The organism is Nitrosophilus alvini (assembly GCF_015100395.1).
GTDB classification, from domain to species: domain Bacteria; phylum Campylobacterota; class Campylobacteria; order Campylobacterales; family Nitratiruptoraceae; genus Nitrosophilus; species Nitrosophilus alvini.
Map to the genome: position 1 here is coordinate 911,716 of NZ_AP022847.1, position 19,051 is coordinate 930,766.

Annotated in this window: 19 protein-coding genes; 7 read left to right on the forward strand and 12 right to left on the reverse strand. The window is 36.8% G+C overall.

Annotated features, from left to right (window positions below; genetic code table 11):
* The first annotated feature begins 45 nt into the window (after window positions 1–45).
* The 4 genes from EPR_RS04745 to EPR_RS04760 all read left to right on the forward strand — a co-directional run bounded on the left by EPR_RS04745 (window position 46) and on the right by EPR_RS04760 (window position 5,793).
* Window positions 46–432: a FixH family protein gene (locus EPR_RS04745; RefSeq protein ID WP_200762120.1), complete on the forward strand. Its 387-nt coding sequence runs from the start codon at window positions 46–48 to the stop codon at window positions 430–432.
* 96 nt (window positions 433–528) lie between these two features.
* On the forward strand, window positions 529–1,722 hold the full coding sequence (locus EPR_RS04750) for a TolC family protein (RefSeq protein WP_200762121.1): 1,194 nt from the start codon (window positions 529–531) through the stop codon (window positions 1,720–1,722).
* A complete protein-coding gene (locus EPR_RS04755; protein WP_200762122.1) occupies window positions 1,719–2,738 on the forward strand; it encodes an efflux RND transporter periplasmic adaptor subunit in 1,020 nt (339 codons plus the stop codon). Before EPR_RS04750 ends, EPR_RS04755 begins: the two co-directional genes overlap by 4 nt.
* The gene (locus EPR_RS04760) at window positions 2,731–5,793 is read left to right on the forward strand and encodes an efflux RND transporter permease subunit (RefSeq protein ID WP_200762123.1); all 3,063 of its coding nucleotides are present in this window, start codon (window positions 2,731–2,733) and stop codon (window positions 5,791–5,793) included. The genes EPR_RS04755 and EPR_RS04760 overlap by 8 nt, the downstream gene beginning before the upstream one ends.
* 43 nt (window positions 5,794–5,836) lie before the next feature.
* Here EPR_RS04760 and EPR_RS04765 read toward each other — a convergent pair whose 3' ends face one another.
* Both EPR_RS04765 and EPR_RS04770 read right to left on the reverse strand, forming a co-directional pair.
* A complete protein-coding gene (locus EPR_RS04765; protein WP_200762124.1) occupies window positions 5,837–6,241 on the reverse strand; it encodes an arsenate reductase ArsC in 405 nt (134 codons plus the stop codon).
* Window positions 6,238–6,558, reverse strand: a complete 321-nt coding sequence (locus tag EPR_RS04770; protein WP_200762125.1) for an ArsR/SmtB family transcription factor — start codon at window positions 6,556–6,558, stop codon at window positions 6,238–6,240. The genes EPR_RS04765 and EPR_RS04770 overlap by 4 nt, the downstream gene beginning before the upstream one ends.
* A gap of 133 nt (window positions 6,559–6,691) precedes the next feature.
* Here EPR_RS04770 and EPR_RS04775 point away from each other — a divergent pair, with 133 nt between their 5' ends.
* The gene (locus EPR_RS04775; protein WP_200762126.1) at window positions 6,692–7,945 is read left to right on the forward strand and encodes an arsenic transporter; all 1,254 of its coding nucleotides are present in this window, start codon (window positions 6,692–6,694) and stop codon (window positions 7,943–7,945) included.
* A gap of 7 nt (window positions 7,946–7,952) precedes the next feature.
* Here EPR_RS04775 and EPR_RS04780 read toward each other — a convergent pair whose 3' ends face one another.
* The gene (locus EPR_RS04780; RefSeq protein WP_200762127.1) at window positions 7,953–8,249 is read right to left on the reverse strand and encodes a chorismate mutase; all 297 of its coding nucleotides are present in this window, start codon (window positions 8,247–8,249) and stop codon (window positions 7,953–7,955) included.
* Between the two features lie 21 nt (window positions 8,250–8,270).
* Complete coding sequence (locus tag EPR_RS04785) at window positions 8,271–9,335, reverse strand: tyrosine-type recombinase/integrase (RefSeq protein ID WP_200762128.1); 1,065 nt, start codon at window positions 9,333–9,335, stop codon at window positions 8,271–8,273.
* A 267-nt stretch (window positions 9,336–9,602) separates the two neighbouring features.
* On the opposite strand from EPR_RS04785, the gene EPR_RS04790 reads away from it, so the two are divergent.
* Window positions 9,603–10,238, forward strand: a complete 636-nt coding sequence (locus tag EPR_RS04790; RefSeq protein WP_234697074.1) for a TetR/AcrR family transcriptional regulator — start codon at window positions 9,603–9,605, stop codon at window positions 10,236–10,238.
* Here EPR_RS04790 and EPR_RS04795 read toward each other — a convergent pair.
* The 3 genes from EPR_RS04795 to EPR_RS04805 are packed head-to-tail and all read right to left on the reverse strand — an operon-like array spanning window position 10,228 to window position 12,189.
* The gene (locus EPR_RS04795; protein ID WP_200762129.1) at window positions 10,228–11,211 is read right to left on the reverse strand and encodes a ribonuclease Z; all 984 of its coding nucleotides are present in this window, start codon (window positions 11,209–11,211) and stop codon (window positions 10,228–10,230) included. The two genes, EPR_RS04790 and EPR_RS04795, sit on opposite strands and share 11 nt — an antisense overlap.
* Window positions 11,202–11,759 (reverse strand): class I SAM-dependent methyltransferase, encoded by a 558-nt coding sequence (locus tag EPR_RS04800; protein ID WP_200762130.1) that lies wholly within the window; start codon window positions 11,757–11,759, stop codon window positions 11,202–11,204. Before EPR_RS04800 ends, EPR_RS04795 begins: the two co-directional genes overlap by 10 nt.
* Complete coding sequence (locus EPR_RS04805; RefSeq protein ID WP_200762131.1) at window positions 11,749–12,189, reverse strand: hypothetical protein; 441 nt, start codon at window positions 12,187–12,189, stop codon at window positions 11,749–11,751. Before EPR_RS04805 ends, EPR_RS04800 begins: the two co-directional genes overlap by 11 nt.
* Window positions 12,190–12,282: 93 nt before the next feature.
* Between EPR_RS04805 and murA the strand changes: the two genes are divergently transcribed.
* Window positions 12,283–13,545, forward strand: a complete 1,263-nt coding sequence (gene murA / locus EPR_RS04810; protein WP_200762132.1) for a UDP-N-acetylglucosamine 1-carboxyvinyltransferase — start codon at window positions 12,283–12,285, stop codon at window positions 13,543–13,545.
* Window positions 13,546–13,553: 8 nt separating this feature from the next.
* Here the strand turns inward: murA and EPR_RS04815 are convergent, their stop codons facing one another.
* The 5 genes from EPR_RS04815 to htpG all read right to left on the reverse strand — a co-directional run bounded on the left by EPR_RS04815 (window position 13,554) and on the right by htpG (window position 19,007).
* Entirely contained in the window at window positions 13,554–13,931 is a 378-nt protein-coding gene (locus EPR_RS04815) for a heat shock protein transcriptional repressor HspR (protein WP_200762133.1), read from the reverse strand.
* On the reverse strand, window positions 13,931–14,815 hold the full coding sequence (locus EPR_RS04820) for a DnaJ C-terminal domain-containing protein (protein WP_200762134.1): 885 nt from the start codon (window positions 14,813–14,815) through the stop codon (window positions 13,931–13,933). Before EPR_RS04820 ends, EPR_RS04815 begins: the two co-directional genes overlap by 1 nt.
* 129 nt (window positions 14,816–14,944) lie before the next feature.
* Window positions 14,945–15,304, reverse strand: coding sequence for a gamma-glutamylcyclotransferase family protein (locus EPR_RS04825; protein WP_200762135.1), 360 nt, complete (start codon window positions 15,302–15,304; stop codon window positions 14,945–14,947).
* A 39-nt stretch (window positions 15,305–15,343) separates the two neighbouring features.
* On the reverse strand, window positions 15,344–17,098 hold the full coding sequence (locus tag EPR_RS04830; RefSeq protein WP_200762136.1) for an oxygen-binding di-iron domain-containing protein: 1,755 nt from the start codon (window positions 17,096–17,098) through the stop codon (window positions 15,344–15,346).
* 91 nt (window positions 17,099–17,189) lie between these two features.
* Entirely contained in the window at window positions 17,190–19,007 is a 1,818-nt protein-coding gene (gene htpG / locus EPR_RS04835; protein WP_200762137.1) for a molecular chaperone HtpG, read from the reverse strand.
* Window positions 19,008–19,051: the final 44 nt, after the last annotated feature.

The following is a 19,051-nucleotide window of genomic DNA, read 5'->3' on the forward strand; positions in this document are numbered from 1 at the left end:
ATATTACTTCTTTAAAATACTCCTATAACAATAAAGGAGGAAAAAATGAGAAAAACAGTTATAGTTCTGTTCGCTATGCTTTTGGCAGGTACAGCTCTTTTTGCGGCGGGTTTCGAAAAGCATGGACGTGCAGGAAAAGTTGATGTTACTTTGGTATCGGATAAACCTCTTACAAAAGGCACGAATGCAGTGACAGTCGTATTGAAAGAGAAAAATAAGCCTGTAAACGGCGCAAAAGTAGTTATAAAAGTATTTATGCCAGAGATGCCGGGAATGCCTTATATGGAAGATAAGAAAAAGGCAAAATTTCTGAGCGAAGGAAAATACAGCGCAAATATCAATTTTGCTATGAGAGGCACCTGGCAGGTAAGAATCTACATAATAACCAAAGATGGCAAAAAATACCTATACAAAGGAAGCGTAAATATATAGTTCAACCGGGCTTTGTGCCCGGAACCCAGGCTTTTGGGCTCTGCTGAAATCTATTTGAGCAGATTCGAAAAGCTTTTAACAAGAGGAGAATAACAGATGAGAACCTTTTTTTTACTTTTATGCGCTCTTTCATTGTATGGTTCCTCTTTTAGCGAAATAAAAGAGATGATAAGAAACAATCCCGAACTTCGCTCCCTGAAAAATCTGGCCGAAGCAAAAAATGAAGAAGCCGTACTATCAGGCAAATTGGAAAACCCCTCTTTGAAAATTTTTGCAAACGATATAAATCTTCAGCAACCTTTTTCAAGAGATATTGAAGCAATGCAATCGCAGGGTATTATATTGACCCAAAAAATTCCTACGGCCGGAAAGCTGGATTATCTTAAAAATGCGGATATTTCGCTAAAAGAGGCAAAAGAGTATGAGTATGAACTTCTTTTAAAAAGACTCTTTCTCGAGGCCGACATAGTAACTTTTAAAATCTCTGCAATAGAGAAAAAACTGCTTCTACTTAAAGAGTATAACAGGCTTATAGACTACACAAGCAGACTTTTGGAACAGTATTCACAGAGCCTCGGTACCCCTCATACCGCAATCATAAAAGCAGAAATCCTCAAATCAAATATTGATACCCAAACCATAAAACTGCAAAATCTTAAAAAAAGATATCTTGAAAAACTCTCTTCCATTACGGCATCGAAAATCAGCAGCATAGAAAGAGAGATGAAGATATACGAAATAAAAAACCGGGACTTTTATGAAAAAAAGCTCCTGTCTCATCCGGGTCTCAAAATTATAAAAAAACTGATGCAAGCAAAAAAAGAACGAATAAATTACTATAAAGCACAAAAAACACCCGACATAGGAGTCAGTGCAGGATACTTCAACAGAGAAAATCGAGATGACTACATAAGCGTGTCTCTTTCTTTCAAGCTGCCAATATACGGAAGAGAGGACCTGAAAACTTCCATAAGTATGAAGGAGCTCTCATCACTGGAAAAAATCTATGAAAACGAGAAGCTAAAACTAAGATTTGGTCTAAGAAGTGCTTTTATAAAAGCGGAGGATTCTTTGAAAAGGTACAAGATTGTCGATGAAATCATTCAAAGAGATCTATCGCACCAGATGGATATTGTTATACAAAATCTTGCAGCAAATACCGCAATGGCGGAAAATGCCGTAGAAGTTATCGAAAAAACGTTGAAATTCGAACTTGAAAAAGTAGATATTCTTTATGAGTTCAACAGTGCAATGTCTGAAATATCATACTATTCGGGAGATGAATTATGAGACTTTTGATTTTGCCGATTTTTCTTATCATTTATCTAAACGCAGAAATACTGCAGGTTGATCAGCTTTTCAATATCAAAACGGTTAAAGTTAAAAAAGCCGATCTTACAAAAGAGTCGGTCTATTACGGTTTTTTGAAGGTTGATGAGAGCAGATTTTATGATTTCACCCTTAAGTTTGAAGGATTCGTAGAGAAAATCCATGCTGACAAAACTTTTAAGTTTGTCAAAAAAGGAGAACCTCTCTTTGAAATATACAGCCCCTCTGTATACGCTGCCATTGGTGAACTGATAAAAACAAAACTTTTTTATGACAAATCAAAAAGCCAAAATGCAAAATATATGCTTGAGAGCTCAAAAAGAAAGCTTGAACTTTTGGGATTTTCAGAAAAAGAGATCGAAAAGTTTGCAAAATCAAAACATCCTCCCAAATCTGTCGTTATAAGATCGCCGTATGAGGGATTTATATTTGAAAAAAACATCAACAAAGGATCTTTTGCAAAAAAAGGTGCAGCTTTGTATAAGATTGCCGATCTTGGCAGCATATGGATGGAAGCTTTGATATATCAAAGCGATATATCTATGATAAAAAAAGCAAAAGAGGCAATTCTCGAGATAGACGGTATAGAAAAAATCTACAAAGGAAAGATAGAAGAGATCTATCCTTTCGCAGACAAAAAAAACAGATCGGCCAGACTCAGAATCTCTGTAAAAAACACTCATCACTTACTTTTTCCGGGTCTCTACGCAAAAGCGAAAATAAAGTTTTCGAAAAAAAGCATACTTGTACTTCCCAAAAGTGCGGTTATAACAAAAGGAAAGAAGCATATAGTTTTTGTAAAAGGTGAGTTTGAAGGCGAATATGAGCCAAAAATTATTACAGCAAAACCATTTTCCACATCTTTGTATGAGATATTGTCAGGTTTGAAAGAGGGAGAGGAAGTTGCGGACAATGCACTCTTTTTGCTTGATGCTGATGCTCAGATAAACGGACTCTACGGAGCGGAAAATGATTGAAAAAATTATAGACTTGGGTATAAAGGGGCGCTTTTTTGTCGTTTTGACATTTGTGCTGCTTAGTTTCGTATCTCTGTTTCTGCTTAAAAATCTAAAACTTGATGCCCTGCCGGATCTCTCGCCGACTCAGGTTATCGTAGAGGTAAACTATTCGGGACAGTCGCCCTCCATCATAGAAGACCAGGTCGTATATCCTATAGTAACGACTTTTATGGGACTTCCAGATGTAGAGACAGTAAGAGCGTTAAGCGGTTTTGAAAATGGTCTTGTATATATCATTTTCAAAGACGGAACGGATCTTTACTGGGCAAGAAGCAGAGTTTTGGAAAAACTTTCCGAACTGGCAACTTCTTTGCCGAAAGAGGCTATAGTAAAACTGGGTCCCGATGCTACGGGAATAGGGTGGGTATACGAATATGCACTTGTTTCAAAAACCAAGTCTTTGGAAGAACTCAGGTCACTACAGGATTATTACATAAAATATGCACTGTTAGGTGTCGAGGGCGTGAGCGAAGTTGCAAGTCTTGGCGGATTTGTCAAAAGTTACGAGATAACGATAGACCATGACAAAATAAGAGAGTACGGCCTGACATACAAACAGATAAAAGATGCAGTAAAGAAAAACAACAACTCCACAGGGGGCGGTGCGGTACTGGAAAACGGATTTGAGCAGATAATCGATGCTGACGGTTATCTCAAAAACACCGAATCTATCGAAAATATTGTTTTAAAAAACGAAAACGGTTTTGCTCTGAGGATAAAAGATATCGCTTCGGTCAATATTGCACCTATGCCAAGACGGGGCGTTGCGGATTTGAACGGAAAAGGGGAGGTGGTCAGCGGTATAGTTGTCATGAGACAGCATGCAAACGCTTATGAGGTAATAGATAAAATAAAAGCAAAATTAAACAGCCTTCAAATGGATGATGTAGAGATAGTGGAAGTGTATGACAGAAGCTCCCTTATAGAAAAAGCGATAGATACACTTAAAAAGACTTTAACGGAAGAATCGATTATCGTTTTGATAATCATATCAGCTTTTCTGCTTCATCTAAGAAGCGCTCTTGTTATTATCATAACTCTTCCGCTGACGATTCTTCTGACACTGGGACTAATGGCATTTCTTGGCATAGAATCAAATATCATGTCACTCGGAGGAATAGCCATAGCTGTAGGAGCTATGGTCGATGCATCTATTGTCATGGTGGAAAATGTACACAAACATCTGGCCAAAAATCCGGATGCCGATCAAAAAAGTATTATTATCAATGCCGCAAAACAGGTCGGACGGCCCGTCTTTTTTGCCCTGATTTTGATAGTTGTCTCTTTTTTGCCTATATTTGCGCTGTCAGGACAGGAGGGAAAACTCTTTATTCCGATGGCTTACACTAAAACTTTTGCCATGACAATAGGCGCGCTTTTGTCTATTTTGCTAGTGCCGCTGCTTATGCTTTGGCTTATACGCGGCAAAATTCCAGGCGAAGAGAAAAACCCGCTGAACAGGTTTTTTATTTGGATATATACACCGATACTCAAACTTTTTCTGCTCGGAAGATATATAGTTATTATACTTTTTATAGCATCGTTCTTTTATCTTTATTATCTGTATGAACATCAAAAATGGGAATTTATGCCGCCTCTTAATGAAGAGAGTTTTATGTATATGCCTGTTACGCCTCCGGGAATTTCCATAGATCTGGCAAAAGAGCTGACACAAAAAACGGATAAAATTCTTGCAAGTTTTCCGGAAGTAAAAAGTGTCTTTGGTAAAGCGGGCAGGGCAGATACTGCAACAGACCCTGCTCCTCTTTCGATGATAGAAACCATTATAGAGTTCAAACCCCAGACCGAATGGAGAGAGGGTATGACATATGAAAAACTGATGAACGAAATGGAAGAGACTCTTCAGATACCGGGACTTACAAACTCATGGACGTACCCTATAAGAGGAAGGATTGATATGCTTCTTACAGGTATCAGAACACCTCTCGGGATAAAAATATATGGAAACGACATTGAGACTCTTCAAAAAACGGCAAAAAAATTCGAAGAAAAACTCTCGGCTTTGGATATAACAAGCTCCGTTTTTGCGGAAAGAAACAGCAGCGGATACTATATAGACATTGATATTGACGAAAAAGCGCTTCAAAAGTATTCTGTTGACAAAGACACCATACTTGAAATCATTTCATACGCCGTAGGAGGCAAAAAAATAACAACCATGATAGAAGGGCTTGAAAGATATCCTGTAAAAATGAGGCTTGATGAGAGCTTCAGAAACAGCGCCCAGGCGCTTGAAAATATACTTGTTCCTACTCCTAACGGCTATCAGCCGCTAAAAACTTTTGCAAAAATAGGTTATAAAACAGGACCCGCCGCAATAAAGAGCGAAAAGGGGATGAAAGTCTCATACGTTTATATAACGCCCAAGGAAAACATCAGTGCTGACGAATACAAACAGATTGCATCAAAATCTCTTGAGAGTATAGAACTTCCTTCAGGATTTTTTATAGAGTGGGCAGGGCAGAGCGAATATCTTGCTTCTGCAATGCAAAGACTGAAGCTTATAATTCCGGCTACGGTTGTAATTATACTGATTCTTATCTATTTTGCTCTAGGTTCTGTCATAAACAGTATACTTGTCTTTATGACTCTTCCGTTTGCACTGCTTGGCGGTCTTTGGTATGTTGATTTTCTAGATTACAATATGAGTATCGCTGTCATTGTCGGTTTTCTGGCTCTTTTGGGCGTCGCTGCAGAGACGGCAATAGTTATGATCATATACCTCGAAGAGGCAAGAAAAAAATATCCGGCAGACATAAAAAAAGCTGTCATAGAAGGGGCGGCTTTGAGACTTAGACCTAAACTTATGACTGTTTTTGCTCTCATTGCCGGTCTTATACCCATAATGTTTGCACATGGTGTAGGATCAGAAGTCATGCAAAGAATTGCAGCTCCCATGATAGGAGGACTTGTCAGCTCATCAGTTTTGACGCTTTTGATTGTTCCTGTATTTTATTATATGGTTTTTAGAGACAAAAAAGAAGGGATATAAACCTCTCTTATCTTCTATGAACGGCAATATTTATTTAAAGAGCTCAATTGCAGAGTTCCTTTTCAATAACCGGAAGCAGTCTTTTTTCAATATCATTCAAAGTCTCTTCGAAAGCCGCTATCTCTTTTCCGTCCGGGTCTTCGAAACCTATATGTATAGTTTTTGCATTTCTGGAAAAAACAGGACAGGTCTCCTTTGCATTGTCACAAACGGTAATAACAAGATCAAATGGTATCTCTTCTATCTCTTCTATCGGTTTTGAGCGGTATTCGTCCTCCCAAATACCCTTTTTTTGCAAGAGCTTTTTTGCATTTGGGTTTACTTTTCCGCTCGGATTTACTCCGGAACTGTAAGCTTTGACACACCCCTTTAGTTTTGCGTTTATCAGAGCTTCCGCCATAATGGATCGGCAACTGTTACCTGTACAGAGAATCAAAACATTTTTCATAGCTCACATTTTCCCTTTTCTGTTTTTTTCAATAAAGGAAGCTCGATATCCAAACAGCGAATCTCTTCGAGAGCTTCTTTTCTAAATCTATCCAATGGCGATCTTATGGAATAAAATGCCCATGTCCCTTTTCTTTCCACTTTTAGAAAGCCTGCCTCTTTTAAAATTTTAAGATGTCTGGAAAGTCTTGACTGAAGCATTGCAAAAGACTCCTGCAGATCACAGACACAAAGAGGGCCGTGCTTGTCCAGAAATCTTAAAATTTTTACTCTAGTTTCGTCATTCAGCGCAGAAATCGTTTTTAAAAAAATATCCACAGTTACTCCTATGGGTAAAAAACCTTTGTTATTGATTCTATTATTATACTCACATCGTTGTAATATATCAAGATATCTTGATATATAAAAATAGATATGTTATAGTTCGCTTTTCAAAAACTAAAGGATAGTTATGATACTTGCCGTTTCTATATTTGCAATAACACTTATTTTTATTATATGGCAACCCAAAGGACTTAAAATCGGAACAACTGCGGTTTTAGGCGCAGTTGCTGCAATACTACTTGGGGTCGTAAGCTGGCAGGATGTATTGGCTGTAACATCCATAGTTTGGGATGCAACTCTGGCATTTATCGGAATTATCCTTTTGTCTATGGTTTTGGATGAAATAGGCTTTTTTGAGTGGGCAGCTCTTAAGATGGCAAAGCTCAGCCGTGGCAGCGGAAATCTCATGTTTGTATATACTCTTCTTTTAGGTGCCGTTGTTGCCGCATTTTTTGCAAATGACGGAGCGGCTCTCATACTGACCCCGATACTTCTTGCCAAAATGAAATATCTTAAAATGGATCCAAAAGCGATTTTCGCATTTTTGATGGCAGGAGGATTTATAGGAGACAGCGCATCAAATCCACTGATAATTTCAAACCTTACAAATATAGTAACTGCAAACTATTTCGGTATAGGCTTCTGGGAATATGCAAAAGAGATGTTTTTGCCCAATCTGCTTAGTATAACAGCTTCGATTGCCATTTTGTGGCTATTTTTCAGAAAATCTATTCCAAAAAGGGTAGAAGTTGACAATCTGGCTGAACCAAAATCTGCAATAAAAAACATGACTATGTTTTATCTAAGCTGGGTTTTTCTGGCACTTCTGCTTACGGGATATTTTATAGGCGATATATACGACCTTCCAATATCTTTGTTTGCTCTTGGAGGAGCATTGGTCTTCTTGTGGATAGCGTCCCATTTCAAAGCTGCAAAACCGATAATGACGGTAAAAGCCGCTCCCTGGCAGGTTGTATGGTTCAGCATAGGCCTTTATGTAGTTGTATATGGATTAAAAAACGCAGGGTTTACATCACATCTTGCAACAATTATAGAGAGTCTCGCAAGAGAGGGCAAAGAGGCTGCAGTTATAGGAACCGGCTTTTTGTCTGCTGTTCTCAGTTCCGTAATGAACAATATGCCTACTATCATGATAATGGATATTGCAATAGACCAGGCTGGCCATGAAGAGTTGGCTTACGCAAATATTCTTGGCTCAAACCTCGGACCCAAAATGACACCTATAGGCTCTCTTGCCACATTACTGTGGCTACATGTTCTGGAGAGAAAGGGGGTTAAAATAGGGTGGGGAGAGTATATGAAAGTAGGGGTACTTATAACGCCGCCTGTTCTCTTTTTTGCACTGCTGGGGTTGCTGTAGAGCACACCTAGTATGCTCCACCCCCTTTAAACTCCTCTATTTCCATCTCAACCATTTTGTCTATAAGTATTTTATAAAGCTCTGTAACCATATTGGGTGAAATTCCGAGAGTTGCCGCAAGATGACTGACATGATCCAAAACCTCTTCGACCCGTTCATCACTTTTTATCTCATCAACCGATTTTTTGAATTTTGCTGCCTCTTTTATATATCCGCTTCTTTTTGCAAGAAGCTTTACTATCTCTTCGTCTACATCATCAACGGCTTTTCTTACCTCTTCAAGCGAACTGAATTTCCTCATCATCTTCTCCTATATTAAATAATATTACTCTATATCATCCATTATACTGGCTGCTTTATAGAGTTTGTCCCTGTCAAAATGTGTATATATCCTTGACGTATCAAGACTAGCATGCCCTAGAGCCTCCTGTACCAAAACCAGATCCTTGCTTTTGCGATAGAGCAGGGTAGCAAAGCTGTGGCGTAGCATATGAGCTCCGTTTTTCTCTTTTCTGATACCTGCACTCATCAAAATTTTTTCAACAATTCGGCTGATATATGCCTGGGTAAGGGTAGTGCCCTTTTTATTGCAAAATAGCAGTTCATTTTCGCAATTTCTAAGACTCAGCCACTCCTGCAGATCACTTTTTATATGTTTTGATTTTATCATAACAACTCTGTGTTTGTTTCCTTTTCCCAAAATCTTAATAAGATATATATCTTTTTCAGGGATTATATCTTTTATTCTCAGTCCTATGGCTTCTCCTACACGAATACCTGTATAGAGTATAATTTTTATAATAAGTCTGTTTCTTGCAGCAACATCGCTTCTGAACGGGTAGGTTTCAATTGCTTCCAGAAACTTTGAAATCTCATCTTCTGTCAGGTATTCCGGGAGTTTTTGCCCCGATTTTCCCTTCAGACCACCCCAGTTTTTCAGCTCTATTCTGTATACATGGGCATTTCCGCTGTCATCAAGATTTTGTTTGTCTATATACGCAAAAAAATTTATCATAGCTATACGATGATTTTTCTTTGTGGCATCAGAAAGGCCTCCCGTTTCGCTTGTAAGAAAATCTACAATCATCTCTTCGTCTATCTCTTTCATAGATGCCGGACCCATCATAATAAGATATCTGTAAAGTTTTTCAAGTGGCTTGAAATAGGTATTTATACCGATAAGCCCTGCATTTCTTGCCTCTTTTACCAAATCGGCCAGTTCTTCAATGGAGTCGGTTCCAAGTGTCAATTTTTTTATAACATATGCCAGGCGATCTTTGTCTTTTACCTGTCTGTTGGAAAGCGAATTTAGTTTATGCCTTATAAATCTCTCCATCCAAAACAGCAAAGTATCTTCAAATCTATCTTTGAAATCTATCGGATAATGCATCGTAAGCCTTTTCTCTTTTAGTATTGAAAACTATAATTTTCAAACTATATTTTATCGCAATATCATTAATGCACTCTTATATGCTTTATCCGTTAGAAAAAAAATCAAAATGAAAGAAAAAACCGCAAACATTAACATGTGTTCACCCTGATAATCTATCATATGAACATGTGTTAACATATTCCTAAATACATATGAACAGCCGTTAATTTATATCTATTTGACATATGAACAACTGTTAGGTAAAATAACACAAAAGGAGTCTATATGTCCGAAAACATGGGAACTGTAAAGAGTGAGCGAGGGAAAAATACAAAAGAAAAGATACTCAAAGCAGCACAGGAACTTATTGCGGAGCATGGCTATAAGGGTGCGTCAATCAGAAAGATAGCAAAGGCCGTAGGAATAAGAGAAAGTGCTATTTATAACCATTTTAAAAACAAAGAAGAGATATTTCAAACTATTATGAAGGAGCTCTTCTCTACCCCTTTTTCAAACTTTTTTGAAAGAAAACCTGTCTCGGAACACGCCCTTAAAGGCAAGAAATTCCTGTATGAATATGCAGCATCAATAAAGCTTGTATCCTTTGACAAAACAAATGAAAAGATGTTTAGAATCATTTTGATAGAACTGATGCAAAACAGAGATGTAAGAGAATCATTTTTAAAGTATTTTTATGAAGACAATATCAAAAAATTGGCCGAAGCATTTTTTGTAATGATGCAAAACTCGCTCATTCGCTCATCAGATCCTATGCTTATGGCACAGGAGTTTTTTGCACCTATTTTTTACTACAGAATACATATAACCCTTTTGAGGCTCGACGAAAAGCCAACTACAACACTTTCTACCATGTTCGAAAAGCACGTTGATTTTTTCTGGGAGTCCGTTTCTATAGACTAATATTTTTTAATATCAATCTATTATCTTTGTCAAATTCATAAACGTCAAAATCATTTGCAAGAAAAAGATTGCCTCTGTAAAACATTCTTGCTTCATTATATATCTCTTTAATCGTATGGGAGTTTTTATCATGCGACTCTGTAAAACGTGAACTAAAATGTGTCAGAATAAGATTCTTTGTTTTAGACTTGTTAGCTGCAATTGCAACTGATTTTGCAGTTGAATGCATTACTTTTATTTTGATTTTTTTGTAAACCTCTTCGGTGTATGTAGCTTCATGTACAAAAACATCGCAACCGGTTTTTTCCAGATACGGAACGACAATATCCGGTCTATCGTTGTCGCCGGCTATCAAAAGTACCCTTCCCTTTATTCTCTCTTCTACAAAATCTCTTCCAAAAAACTCTCTGCCATCTTCTAGAACTACTTTTTCTCCTCTTTTCAGTTTTGCATACAGATGCCCTTCCGGAATTCCAAGCTCTTTCGCCTTTTGGATATTGAAACGCCCCGGTTTGTCAAACTCTTTTAAAAGATAAGCATAGCTTGTTATAGTGTGTGAGAGCTTTATGGTATATACATCAAAATTTTCTATTTGTATATGCTCATTTTCTTCGACCTCTTTGATATTTATGTCAAATGATAGATTAAGCTGCGATACGTCAAATATCGTTTCAAGAAATTTTTTTACTCCCTTTGGACCGTAAATAGCAAGATGACCTGCGCCGCTCTGCATGGATCTGGTGGCAAGCAAGCCGGGAAGTCCGTATAAATGGTCTCCGTGCAGATGCGTTATGAATACGGTTTTGAGTTTGGCAATTGAAAGCAGAGGCATTCTTAAAATCTGGTGCTGTGTAGCTTCTCCACAGTCAAAAAGGATCCATTCTCTTGTCTGAAAAGGTTTTATTGCAAGAGCTGATACATTTCTGTTCAGTGTAGGCTTTCCCGCACTCGTTCCCAAAAATATCAGCTGCATGTTCTGCTCCTTGCAGCAATAGATGCTACCGGTACATGTTTTCCATCTTCTCTAACAATCTCCTTTTCTTCATAGTATATAATATGAAAATCATAAAAAAGCCCCAGAAGCTCGTTGACTCTTAAAAGATACTCTTCTTTAAAAGGTTTTATGTTTTCTGAAAGCAAAAATGTTTCATATATCACCACTCCACCAGGTTTAAGCCCCTCTTTTATAAACGGAAAAAGCCTTCTGTTAAGATAGTATGAGCATACTATCAGGTCGTAGCTTTTTTTTGGTATTTCATATTCGTCCAAATCCGCAACTATTGTATTTATATTTTCTGTTTTAGAAAGCTTTTCTAAAGCAACATCCGAGATATCAACCGCATCTACCAAAAAACCTACTTTAGCCAGGAATTTTGCATTTCTTCCGAATCCACAAGCTATATCAAGAGCTTTATTACCGGATGATAGATGATAAAACTTTTTTAATGTCTCAATCGCCTCTTCGCTTACGGGAGGATTTTTTAAATACTTTTCATTCCATCTTGTTTTGTCATTTATCATCAGAGACCCTTTCAAGCATTTCAAGAAGTTCTTTATAGTTCTCAACTCCTCTGAAACTCTTTTCAAGCCTCCATCTCAGAACAAACTCGCATATATCTTTTATCGCTGAAAGCCCTAGTTTTTCCGCTCTGCCGAAATATTTTATATTTATATTTTTCATCTTTTTTCTGTTATCTTCATCAACACTCATTATTCCTATTATTTGGGCATACTTGCCCTCTTTTACCTCTCCCAGACTCTCATTATTCAAAGAGATGCCTCCAAGATTCATCGCTTTAAATTCAAAAATCGAATCAAAATCATCAATCTTTTCATCTATGCAGAGCTTTTTATAGAGTTTTTTCAAAGTTTTCAAATTTTCTCTTCTAAGAAGCTCGAAACTCGCTATTTTTTCCGTTAGTTTTTTTAATCTCTCCAGTCTGTCTTCCATAATTCTCTCCCGGACTATTTATATTAGATAATATAATAACTATCTTTAAACAGAATTTAGTATAATTACATCACTTATTGATAAAGGTATCAAATGGATTATCTTGAAATCGAAGGCGGAAGAAAACTCAAAGGAAGTGTTAAGATATCCGGAGCAAAAAATGCTGCTCTACCCCTTATAGCATCAACTATATTGGCAAAAAACAGAGTCTCTATGACTAACATCCCTAATGTTGCCGATATCAGAACACTGCTTCAACTTCTTAAAATTTTAGGCGCACAGTTTGAACTGAATAATAGTGATCTTAATATAGATACATCAGGAGTTTCAAGTACAACTGCAATTTACGATATAGTCAGAACTATGAGAGCATCCATTCTTGTACTGGGTCCCCTGCTCTCTCGCTTCGGTCACTGCGAGGTAAGCCTTCCGGGAGGATGTGCAATAGGACAAAGACCTATTGATCTACATTTAAAAGCACTTGAACAGATGGGTGCAAACATTGAGATAAAAAACGGATATGTTATTGCAAAAGCAAAAAACGGCTTAAGAGGCGCTCATATTATATTTGACAAAATAACTGTAACAGGAACAGAAAACGTAATAATGGCTGCTGCTCTGGCAAAAGGCAAAACGACAATAGTCAATGCCGCAAAAGAGCCTGAGGTTGTCCAGCTTTGCGAAGTGTTAAAGTCCGCCGGAGTTGAAATAGAAGGAATAGGCAGTGATGAGATTGCTGTTGTGGGGAGCGAACGTGAACTTCTTGAGTTTAAACCTGTTGATGTTATTCCTGACAGGATAGAAGCCGGAACATATCTTTGTGCCGGAGCCATAACAAACTCTGAGATAACAGTTGAGAACGTGATAGAGAGCCATCTTGATGCTGTTATCACAAAACTTAATCAGATGGGTTTTGAAACGGAGACAAAAAACAGATCCATAACTATAAAACCGGCTGCAAAAATATATCCTGTTGAGATTGTAACATCAGAGTACCCAGGTTTTCCAACCGATATGCAGGCTCAGTTTTTGGCTCTTGCGCTTAAAGCGGAAGGTACATCGATTATAGAGGAGAGACTTTTTGAAAACAGATTTATGCATGTGAGCGAGCTTATGAGGTTCGGTGCCGTAATTCACCTGAAAGGAAATATTGCAACTGTAAACGGTCCGGCGAAACTCTACGGCGCAGACGTTATGGCAACTGACCTTAGAGCAAGCAGTGCACTTGTTTTAGCCGGTCTGACTGCAAAAGGAAAAACTAAAGTTCATAGAATTTATCATCTTGACAGAGGATATTCAAAACTTGAAGAAAAATTAAACGCTCTTGGAGCTTCTATAAAACGTCTCAAAGAGTAGGCAATACCCTACTCTTCAAAAATAATAATTTCGTAACTATCTCTTTTTTTAACCATAGAACGATTTTTCGGTATCTGACCGTTTGCAGCCTGATAATTTGCAAGTTCATCTTTAAGCTCTTCTATCTCTCTTTCCATCTCTTCCATCTGTTCCTTGAGCCTTAGAATAATATCTACACCTGCAAGATTTACGCCCAATTCTCTTGTCAAACGAAGAATCATTTTAATTCTGTCTATATCTCTTTGAGAATAAAGCCTCATCTTACCTTCTGTTCTTGAAGGTTTTACAAGTCCTTCTCTTTCATACTGTCTGAGTGTCTGCGGATGTATTTTCAAAACTTTTGCAACTACGCTTATCAGAAATACCGGTTCATCATATCCATGCATTATTCACCTCCTGGAAGCCTCTCTTCCATCATTTTCCTAAGTTCGGGATCAAGTTCTTCTACTTTAGGTAAAATTATATTTGCTCTTAGGTAAAGATCTCCTTTTATACCGGTTTTACGATTTAAAACTCCCAGTCCTTTTACTCTGAATTTCTGTCCGCACTTTGTATTTTGAGGTACTTTCAAAGTTATCTCTTTTTCCAAAGTCTGAACCTTTACTTTTCCACCGAACATAGCGGTTTTAAGAGGAATATCTATATCTTTGTAAAGATTATAACCTACCCTTTCGTATTCGGGACTCGGAGCAACCTCCACTTTTAAAAGAAGATCTCCTCTTTTTCCGTTATAGCTTTTTCCTTTTCCCCTGATTCTTAAAGTTTCACCTGTCTTTACACCGGGTGGTATTCTTATATCAAAAGTTTCTCCGTTGATTGTTATGCTGTGTGTTCCACCCAATACCGCAGTATTGAATGGTATGGTTATTTTTGCGTGGATATCGAGATCTGGCATTGCATACTCTTCAAACCCGAAGCCGCCAAATCCTCCAAATCCGCCGCCTCTTCCACTCTCAAATCTGAAACCGCCGCCGAAAATATTTCTGAGTATCTCATCAAGATCCACATTTTGATGAAACTGCTGCTGTGCAAAATCATGAAAATTCTGTCCACCGAACATCGCATCACCATACTGGTCATACTGTTTTCTCTTTTCTGGATCACTTAAAATCTCATATGCAGCATTTATCTCTTTAAATTTCTCTTCTGCATCGGGATCTTTGTTGATATCGGGATGATACTTCCTTGCTAATTTTCTATACGCTTTTTTTATCTCATCGGCACTTGCATCAGGACTGATACCCAATGTCTCATACAAACTTTTGCTCAATTTGTGCCTCCTAATTTATATTGTCTTACCGGGATAATGTTTATAGCTATTATAGCATAAAAGTTTAGTCAAAATCAATCAATTTATATACTATTATATTGTAGAGTTTAGAAGTAAGAGGAGTTAATACTATAAAGGTTTGTTGTAAAAATAGACCCAGGAACTATATACTTTTCCATTAAAACCTAAAACTCTTGCTTTGACTCTTCTATATTCGTACTTTCGAATATTGTACTTTGAAGCCTCTTCATACTTATCCAGAAGTTTTAGAAGTTTTTTAGCTTTTTCTATCTTATATATCTCTCCAACTACTTTATCTTTCTGATAAACAGAAGGTAGAAGACCGGGATACCAGGATATCTGAACTATTTTACCCTTTATGCTCCCTTTTGTTACAAATTTTGCAAAAGAACGAAGTTTTTTTGCGTAATAGTTTTTATATTCACTTTTAAGTGTTCCATAAACGAAGATATATTCACTCTTTTGCATTTCTATTTTATAGTTTTATCATAAAGAATATAACTATTTTCACTGTAGACTACTTCTATCTCTACCTGTTTTTTTGGCAATATACATTAATTCATCAGACTTTCTTATAAGTTCTTTAACATTTTTTTCTTTTTCATATTGAGCTATACCGGCACTGAAGGAGTAAACAATATTTTGGTTTGTAACTTCAACTCCATTTTTTTGTTTTAAAGTATTACGGATTCTTTCAACTACGAGATAGGCATCTTTTTTTGAGGTAAAAGGCATGAGAATTAAAAACTCTTCTCCGCCGTAACGAAAAAGAAAATCACTCTCTCTAAGATTAGAGTGTAAAAGACGGGCAAAATCTTTTAATATAATATCCCCTACATCATGTCCATATATATCGTTTATGTCTTTGAAATGATCAAGATCAAGCATAACAGCACTCAACGGATATCCGTGCCTTTTAGCTTTATTAAACTCTTTTTGTGCAATTTCATCAAGATAATAACGATTATAAAGTCCGGTCAGTCCGTCTGTAATTGTTTTATGCAAAAGTTCGTTGCGCTCTTTTTGCATACGGTAATATCCAATCTCTTTCATTAGCATTATAGAAAAAAGTTTTCTAAAGTTCTTGAGGATTTCAATGTCTTCAGTATCTATAATCTCATCTTCGGCAAAAAGAAAATAACAGATACCGTTTGCTGAATGGTGTTCGTTATAGGTGACAAATGGAAAAGCAAAATATTTACCGTGTAGATCGTTTTGTGCTATCTTGTCCACAAAGTATGTTTTTTCTTCATTTGATAAAATTTTCTCTATCTGTGCAAAAAGTTCTTTTTCGCTTAAATGAATCTCTATAGGATGATTTATAGATGAATCAAACATAACCACTTTACCGTCTATACTGCTAAGACACACTACTCTTTCCAGAGCAAAAAGCTCATTCATAAGCATCAAGATGGTACCGATTTTTTCATAAAGAGTTGTTGTTGTAAAGGTTATCTGTTCAAAAATTTTCGAAAGAATTTCATTTGCTTTCGTAAGGCGCTGAACATTTTTGTAACCTGTAAAATGTAAATATATGCCTACTTCAAGTTTTCTTAATCTAGAGATAAGATACGGGATCATTTTTTTTGGTATCACTGAACCGTGTTGCGGAGCTATCATCTCAATATCTTTAGCTTCAATCATATCAAGCCCATGATTGACAATATCTCTACTGGGCATATAGTGAGTATGGAAAAGTTTCATCTGTTCATAATAGACTTTCGGGTCGTCGGCAAAAAGTTTGAAAGTATCTCTAAAAGCACCAAAAATATCGCTTGAGAATAGAGTTTTAGTCTCAATATCGTACGTACATATATTGCCTGCAAAATGCATGTAGGGAGTAAAAACAAACTCAAGCTCTCTATCTTTGGTTTTAAGCTTCCAGTTATTTTCGTCAACTTCGTAAAAATCAATACCCCAGTTATAATGTTTAAGCAGTGCAGCTGTTCGCCAGTGCGTTACAACAAAACGGTTTTCTGTTCCAATCTCTTTTAGTATATCTTCAATACAGGAGGCAATATCCGGATCTTGATGTTGACATATAATATATCTAAGATTTTCCAGCGGTATAACTTCAAGAATTTTTTTTCTTGTAGCTTCCCATGTAAGCTTTGAGCCTGGATCAATAAGAATAGAGTCTTTTCCGTTTTCAATAAGATAAACATGACACTGAAATGGATCATCAGGAATAACATACCCTACCCACCATATTTTGGGCGCAATTTCGATAGCATGCTCATAATTGTAAGCATTTTTGTCCATTGTAGTTTCCTGATGGGATTTATTTTTGGGTAAAATTATAATAACATAAAACTAATGAATTATAAAGTATTCTTTTACAAAAGGCAAAAGCCTATGAAACAGCTTTTGCCGCAAGAGTATTGATAGCTTTTGCAAAATCGCCTACATTTTTTATTTTCATTCCTTCTAACAGCCTTGCCTCATTGTAGATCACAGTAGCTACTTCACTAACTAAACTAAAATCGTTAGAAAGTACCATTTTGCCAAAAATTTCATGTTCAGGATTTATTTCTAAAACAGGTTTTGGCTCTTTTGCGTCAAACTGTCCCATCTGCCTCATCATCTGGTACATCTGAAATTCAGGGTCGTCTTTGTCAAAAACAAGCACTGCAGGAGACTCGGTGAGTCTGGAGGTGATCTTGACCTCTTTTACATCCTCTTTTAAAATCTCTTTTATTTTTTCCAAAAGATCTTTATATCTGCTCTCATCTATCTCTGATTTTTCAAAATCTTCGTCTACTTCAGTACTGGAGATGGACTTGAATGTTTTCTCTTTGTATTGAACCAAAGCAGGCATTACAAAACTATCTATCTCATCTTCGCAAAGAAGCACCTCAATATCTTCTTTTCTAAAGCGTTCCAATAAAGGAGAATCTTTCAGATTTTCTTCACCTACTAGATAATAGATACCTTTTTGGTCCTGCTTCATTCTTTCGACATATGTTTTGAGATCTATATATTCATCGCTCTTTGAGGTCTTAAACAGTAACAGTTCCAATAGAAGTTTTCTGTTTTCAAAATCTGCAATAAGCCCCTCTTTGATAACCCTGCCAAAAAGTTCCCAAAATTTGAGATACTTGTCTTTATCTTTTTCTTTAAGTTTTTTAAGTTCGTTCAAAATCTTTTTGGTAGAAGCCTTTTTGATTTTTGACAAAACAATATTTTGCTGTAATATCTCTCTGCTTACATTAAGCGGCAGGTCTTCTGCATCGATGATACCTCTGACAAACCTCAGATAAACAGGCAACAGCTCTTTATCGTCATCCATAATAAATACGTTTTTTACATAAAGTTTTACACCAGACTGATAATCTGCCCTGAACAGATCAAATGGCCTGCTCGAAGGAATATAAAACAGGGTTGTATACTCTATCGTACCTTCAGCTTTTGTATGAATCCAGTAAAGAGGGTCATTATCGTCGTGGGCAATAGTTTTGTAAAATTCTTTATATTCATCTTCGGTTATCTCATTTTTCGATAGCTTCCAAAGAGCGCTTGCTTTATTTATCTGTTCTGGCTCCTTCTGTGCAAGTTTCAAAAATATTTTATAAGGAATATGGTCTGAGTATTTTTTTACAACCTCTTTTATCTTCCAGTCACTCAAATACTCTTCATCCTCTTTTCTGATATAAAGAATCACATCGGTTCCCTGTGTATCTCTGGTGGCTTCATCTATCTCATATTCATTTCCGGCTTCGCTTCTCCAAATCCAGGCTTTTTTGTCACCGGCTTTTTTGCTAATCACCTCTATCCTGTCAGCTACCATAAATGCACTGTAAAATCCTACTCCAAACTGTCCTATAAGCTGAGCATCTTTGTTCGCATCACCGCTCAAACTCTCCAGAAACTCTTTTGTTCCGCTTTTTGCAATAGTTCCCAGATTTTCTACCAAATCAACATCATCCATACCGATACCGTTGTCACTGATAATTAGCCGCTTTTCAACTTCATCAATAGTAATAGTGATTTTTGGATCAAAAGAGATGTTTTTGAATTTTTCATCAGTGAGTGTGAGCAGGTGAAGTTTATCCAGTGCATCACTAGCATTGGATATGAGTTCTCTTAAAAAAATCTCTTTGTGCGAATAGAGCGAATGGATCATAAGTTGCAAAAGTTTGCTGACTTCAGCTTCGAAATGGTGTTTTGCCACTTTTGACCTCCTCGTTTTTTTTATTGAAATTTTACCAAATTGAA

Coding starts and splice junctions, on each gene's coding strand:
- EPR_RS04785 (WP_200762128.1), bottom strand. CDS start 9,335: ATGCATTATCCGATAGATTTCAAAGATAGATTTGAAGATACTTTGCTG.
- EPR_RS04805 (WP_200762131.1), bottom strand. CDS start 12,189: ATGGAAGACAGACTGGAGAGATTAAAAAAACTAACGGAAAAAATAGCG.
- EPR_RS04745 (WP_200762120.1), top strand. CDS start 46: ATGAGAAAAACAGTTATAGTTCTGTTCGCTATGCTTTTGGCAGGTACA.
- EPR_RS04825 (WP_200762135.1), bottom strand. CDS start 15,304: ATGCAAAAGAGTGAATATATCTTCGTTTATGGAACACTTAAAAGTGAA.
- EPR_RS04790 (WP_234697074.1), top strand. CDS start 9,603: ATGTCCGAAAACATGGGAACTGTAAAGAGTGAGCGAGGGAAAAATACA.
- EPR_RS04830 (WP_200762136.1), bottom strand. CDS start 17,098: ATGGACAAAAATGCTTACAATTATGAGCATGCTATCGAAATTGCGCCC.
- EPR_RS04795 (WP_200762129.1), bottom strand. CDS start 11,211: ATGCAGCTGATATTTTTGGGAACGAGTGCGGGAAAGCCTACACTGAAC.
- EPR_RS04755 (WP_200762122.1), top strand. CDS start 1,719: ATGAGACTTTTGATTTTGCCGATTTTTCTTATCATTTATCTAAACGCA.
- EPR_RS04775 (WP_200762126.1), top strand. CDS start 6,692: ATGATACTTGCCGTTTCTATATTTGCAATAACACTTATTTTTATTATA.
- murA (WP_200762132.1), top strand. CDS start 12,283: ATGGATTATCTTGAAATCGAAGGCGGAAGAAAACTCAAAGGAAGTGTT.
- EPR_RS04800 (WP_200762130.1), bottom strand. CDS start 11,759: ATGATAAATGACAAAACAAGATGGAATGAAAAGTATTTAAAAAATCCT.
- EPR_RS04760 (WP_200762123.1), top strand. CDS start 2,731: ATGATTGAAAAAATTATAGACTTGGGTATAAAGGGGCGCTTTTTTGTC.
- EPR_RS04780 (WP_200762127.1), bottom strand. CDS start 8,249: ATGATGAGGAAATTCAGTTCGCTTGAAGAGGTAAGAAAAGCCGTTGAT.
- EPR_RS04765 (WP_200762124.1), bottom strand. CDS start 6,241: ATGAAAAATGTTTTGATTCTCTGTACAGGTAACAGTTGCCGATCCATT.
- EPR_RS04750 (WP_200762121.1), top strand. CDS start 529: ATGAGAACCTTTTTTTTACTTTTATGCGCTCTTTCATTGTATGGTTCC.
- EPR_RS04815 (WP_200762133.1), bottom strand. CDS start 13,931: ATGCATGGATATGATGAACCGGTATTTCTGATAAGCGTAGTTGCAAAA.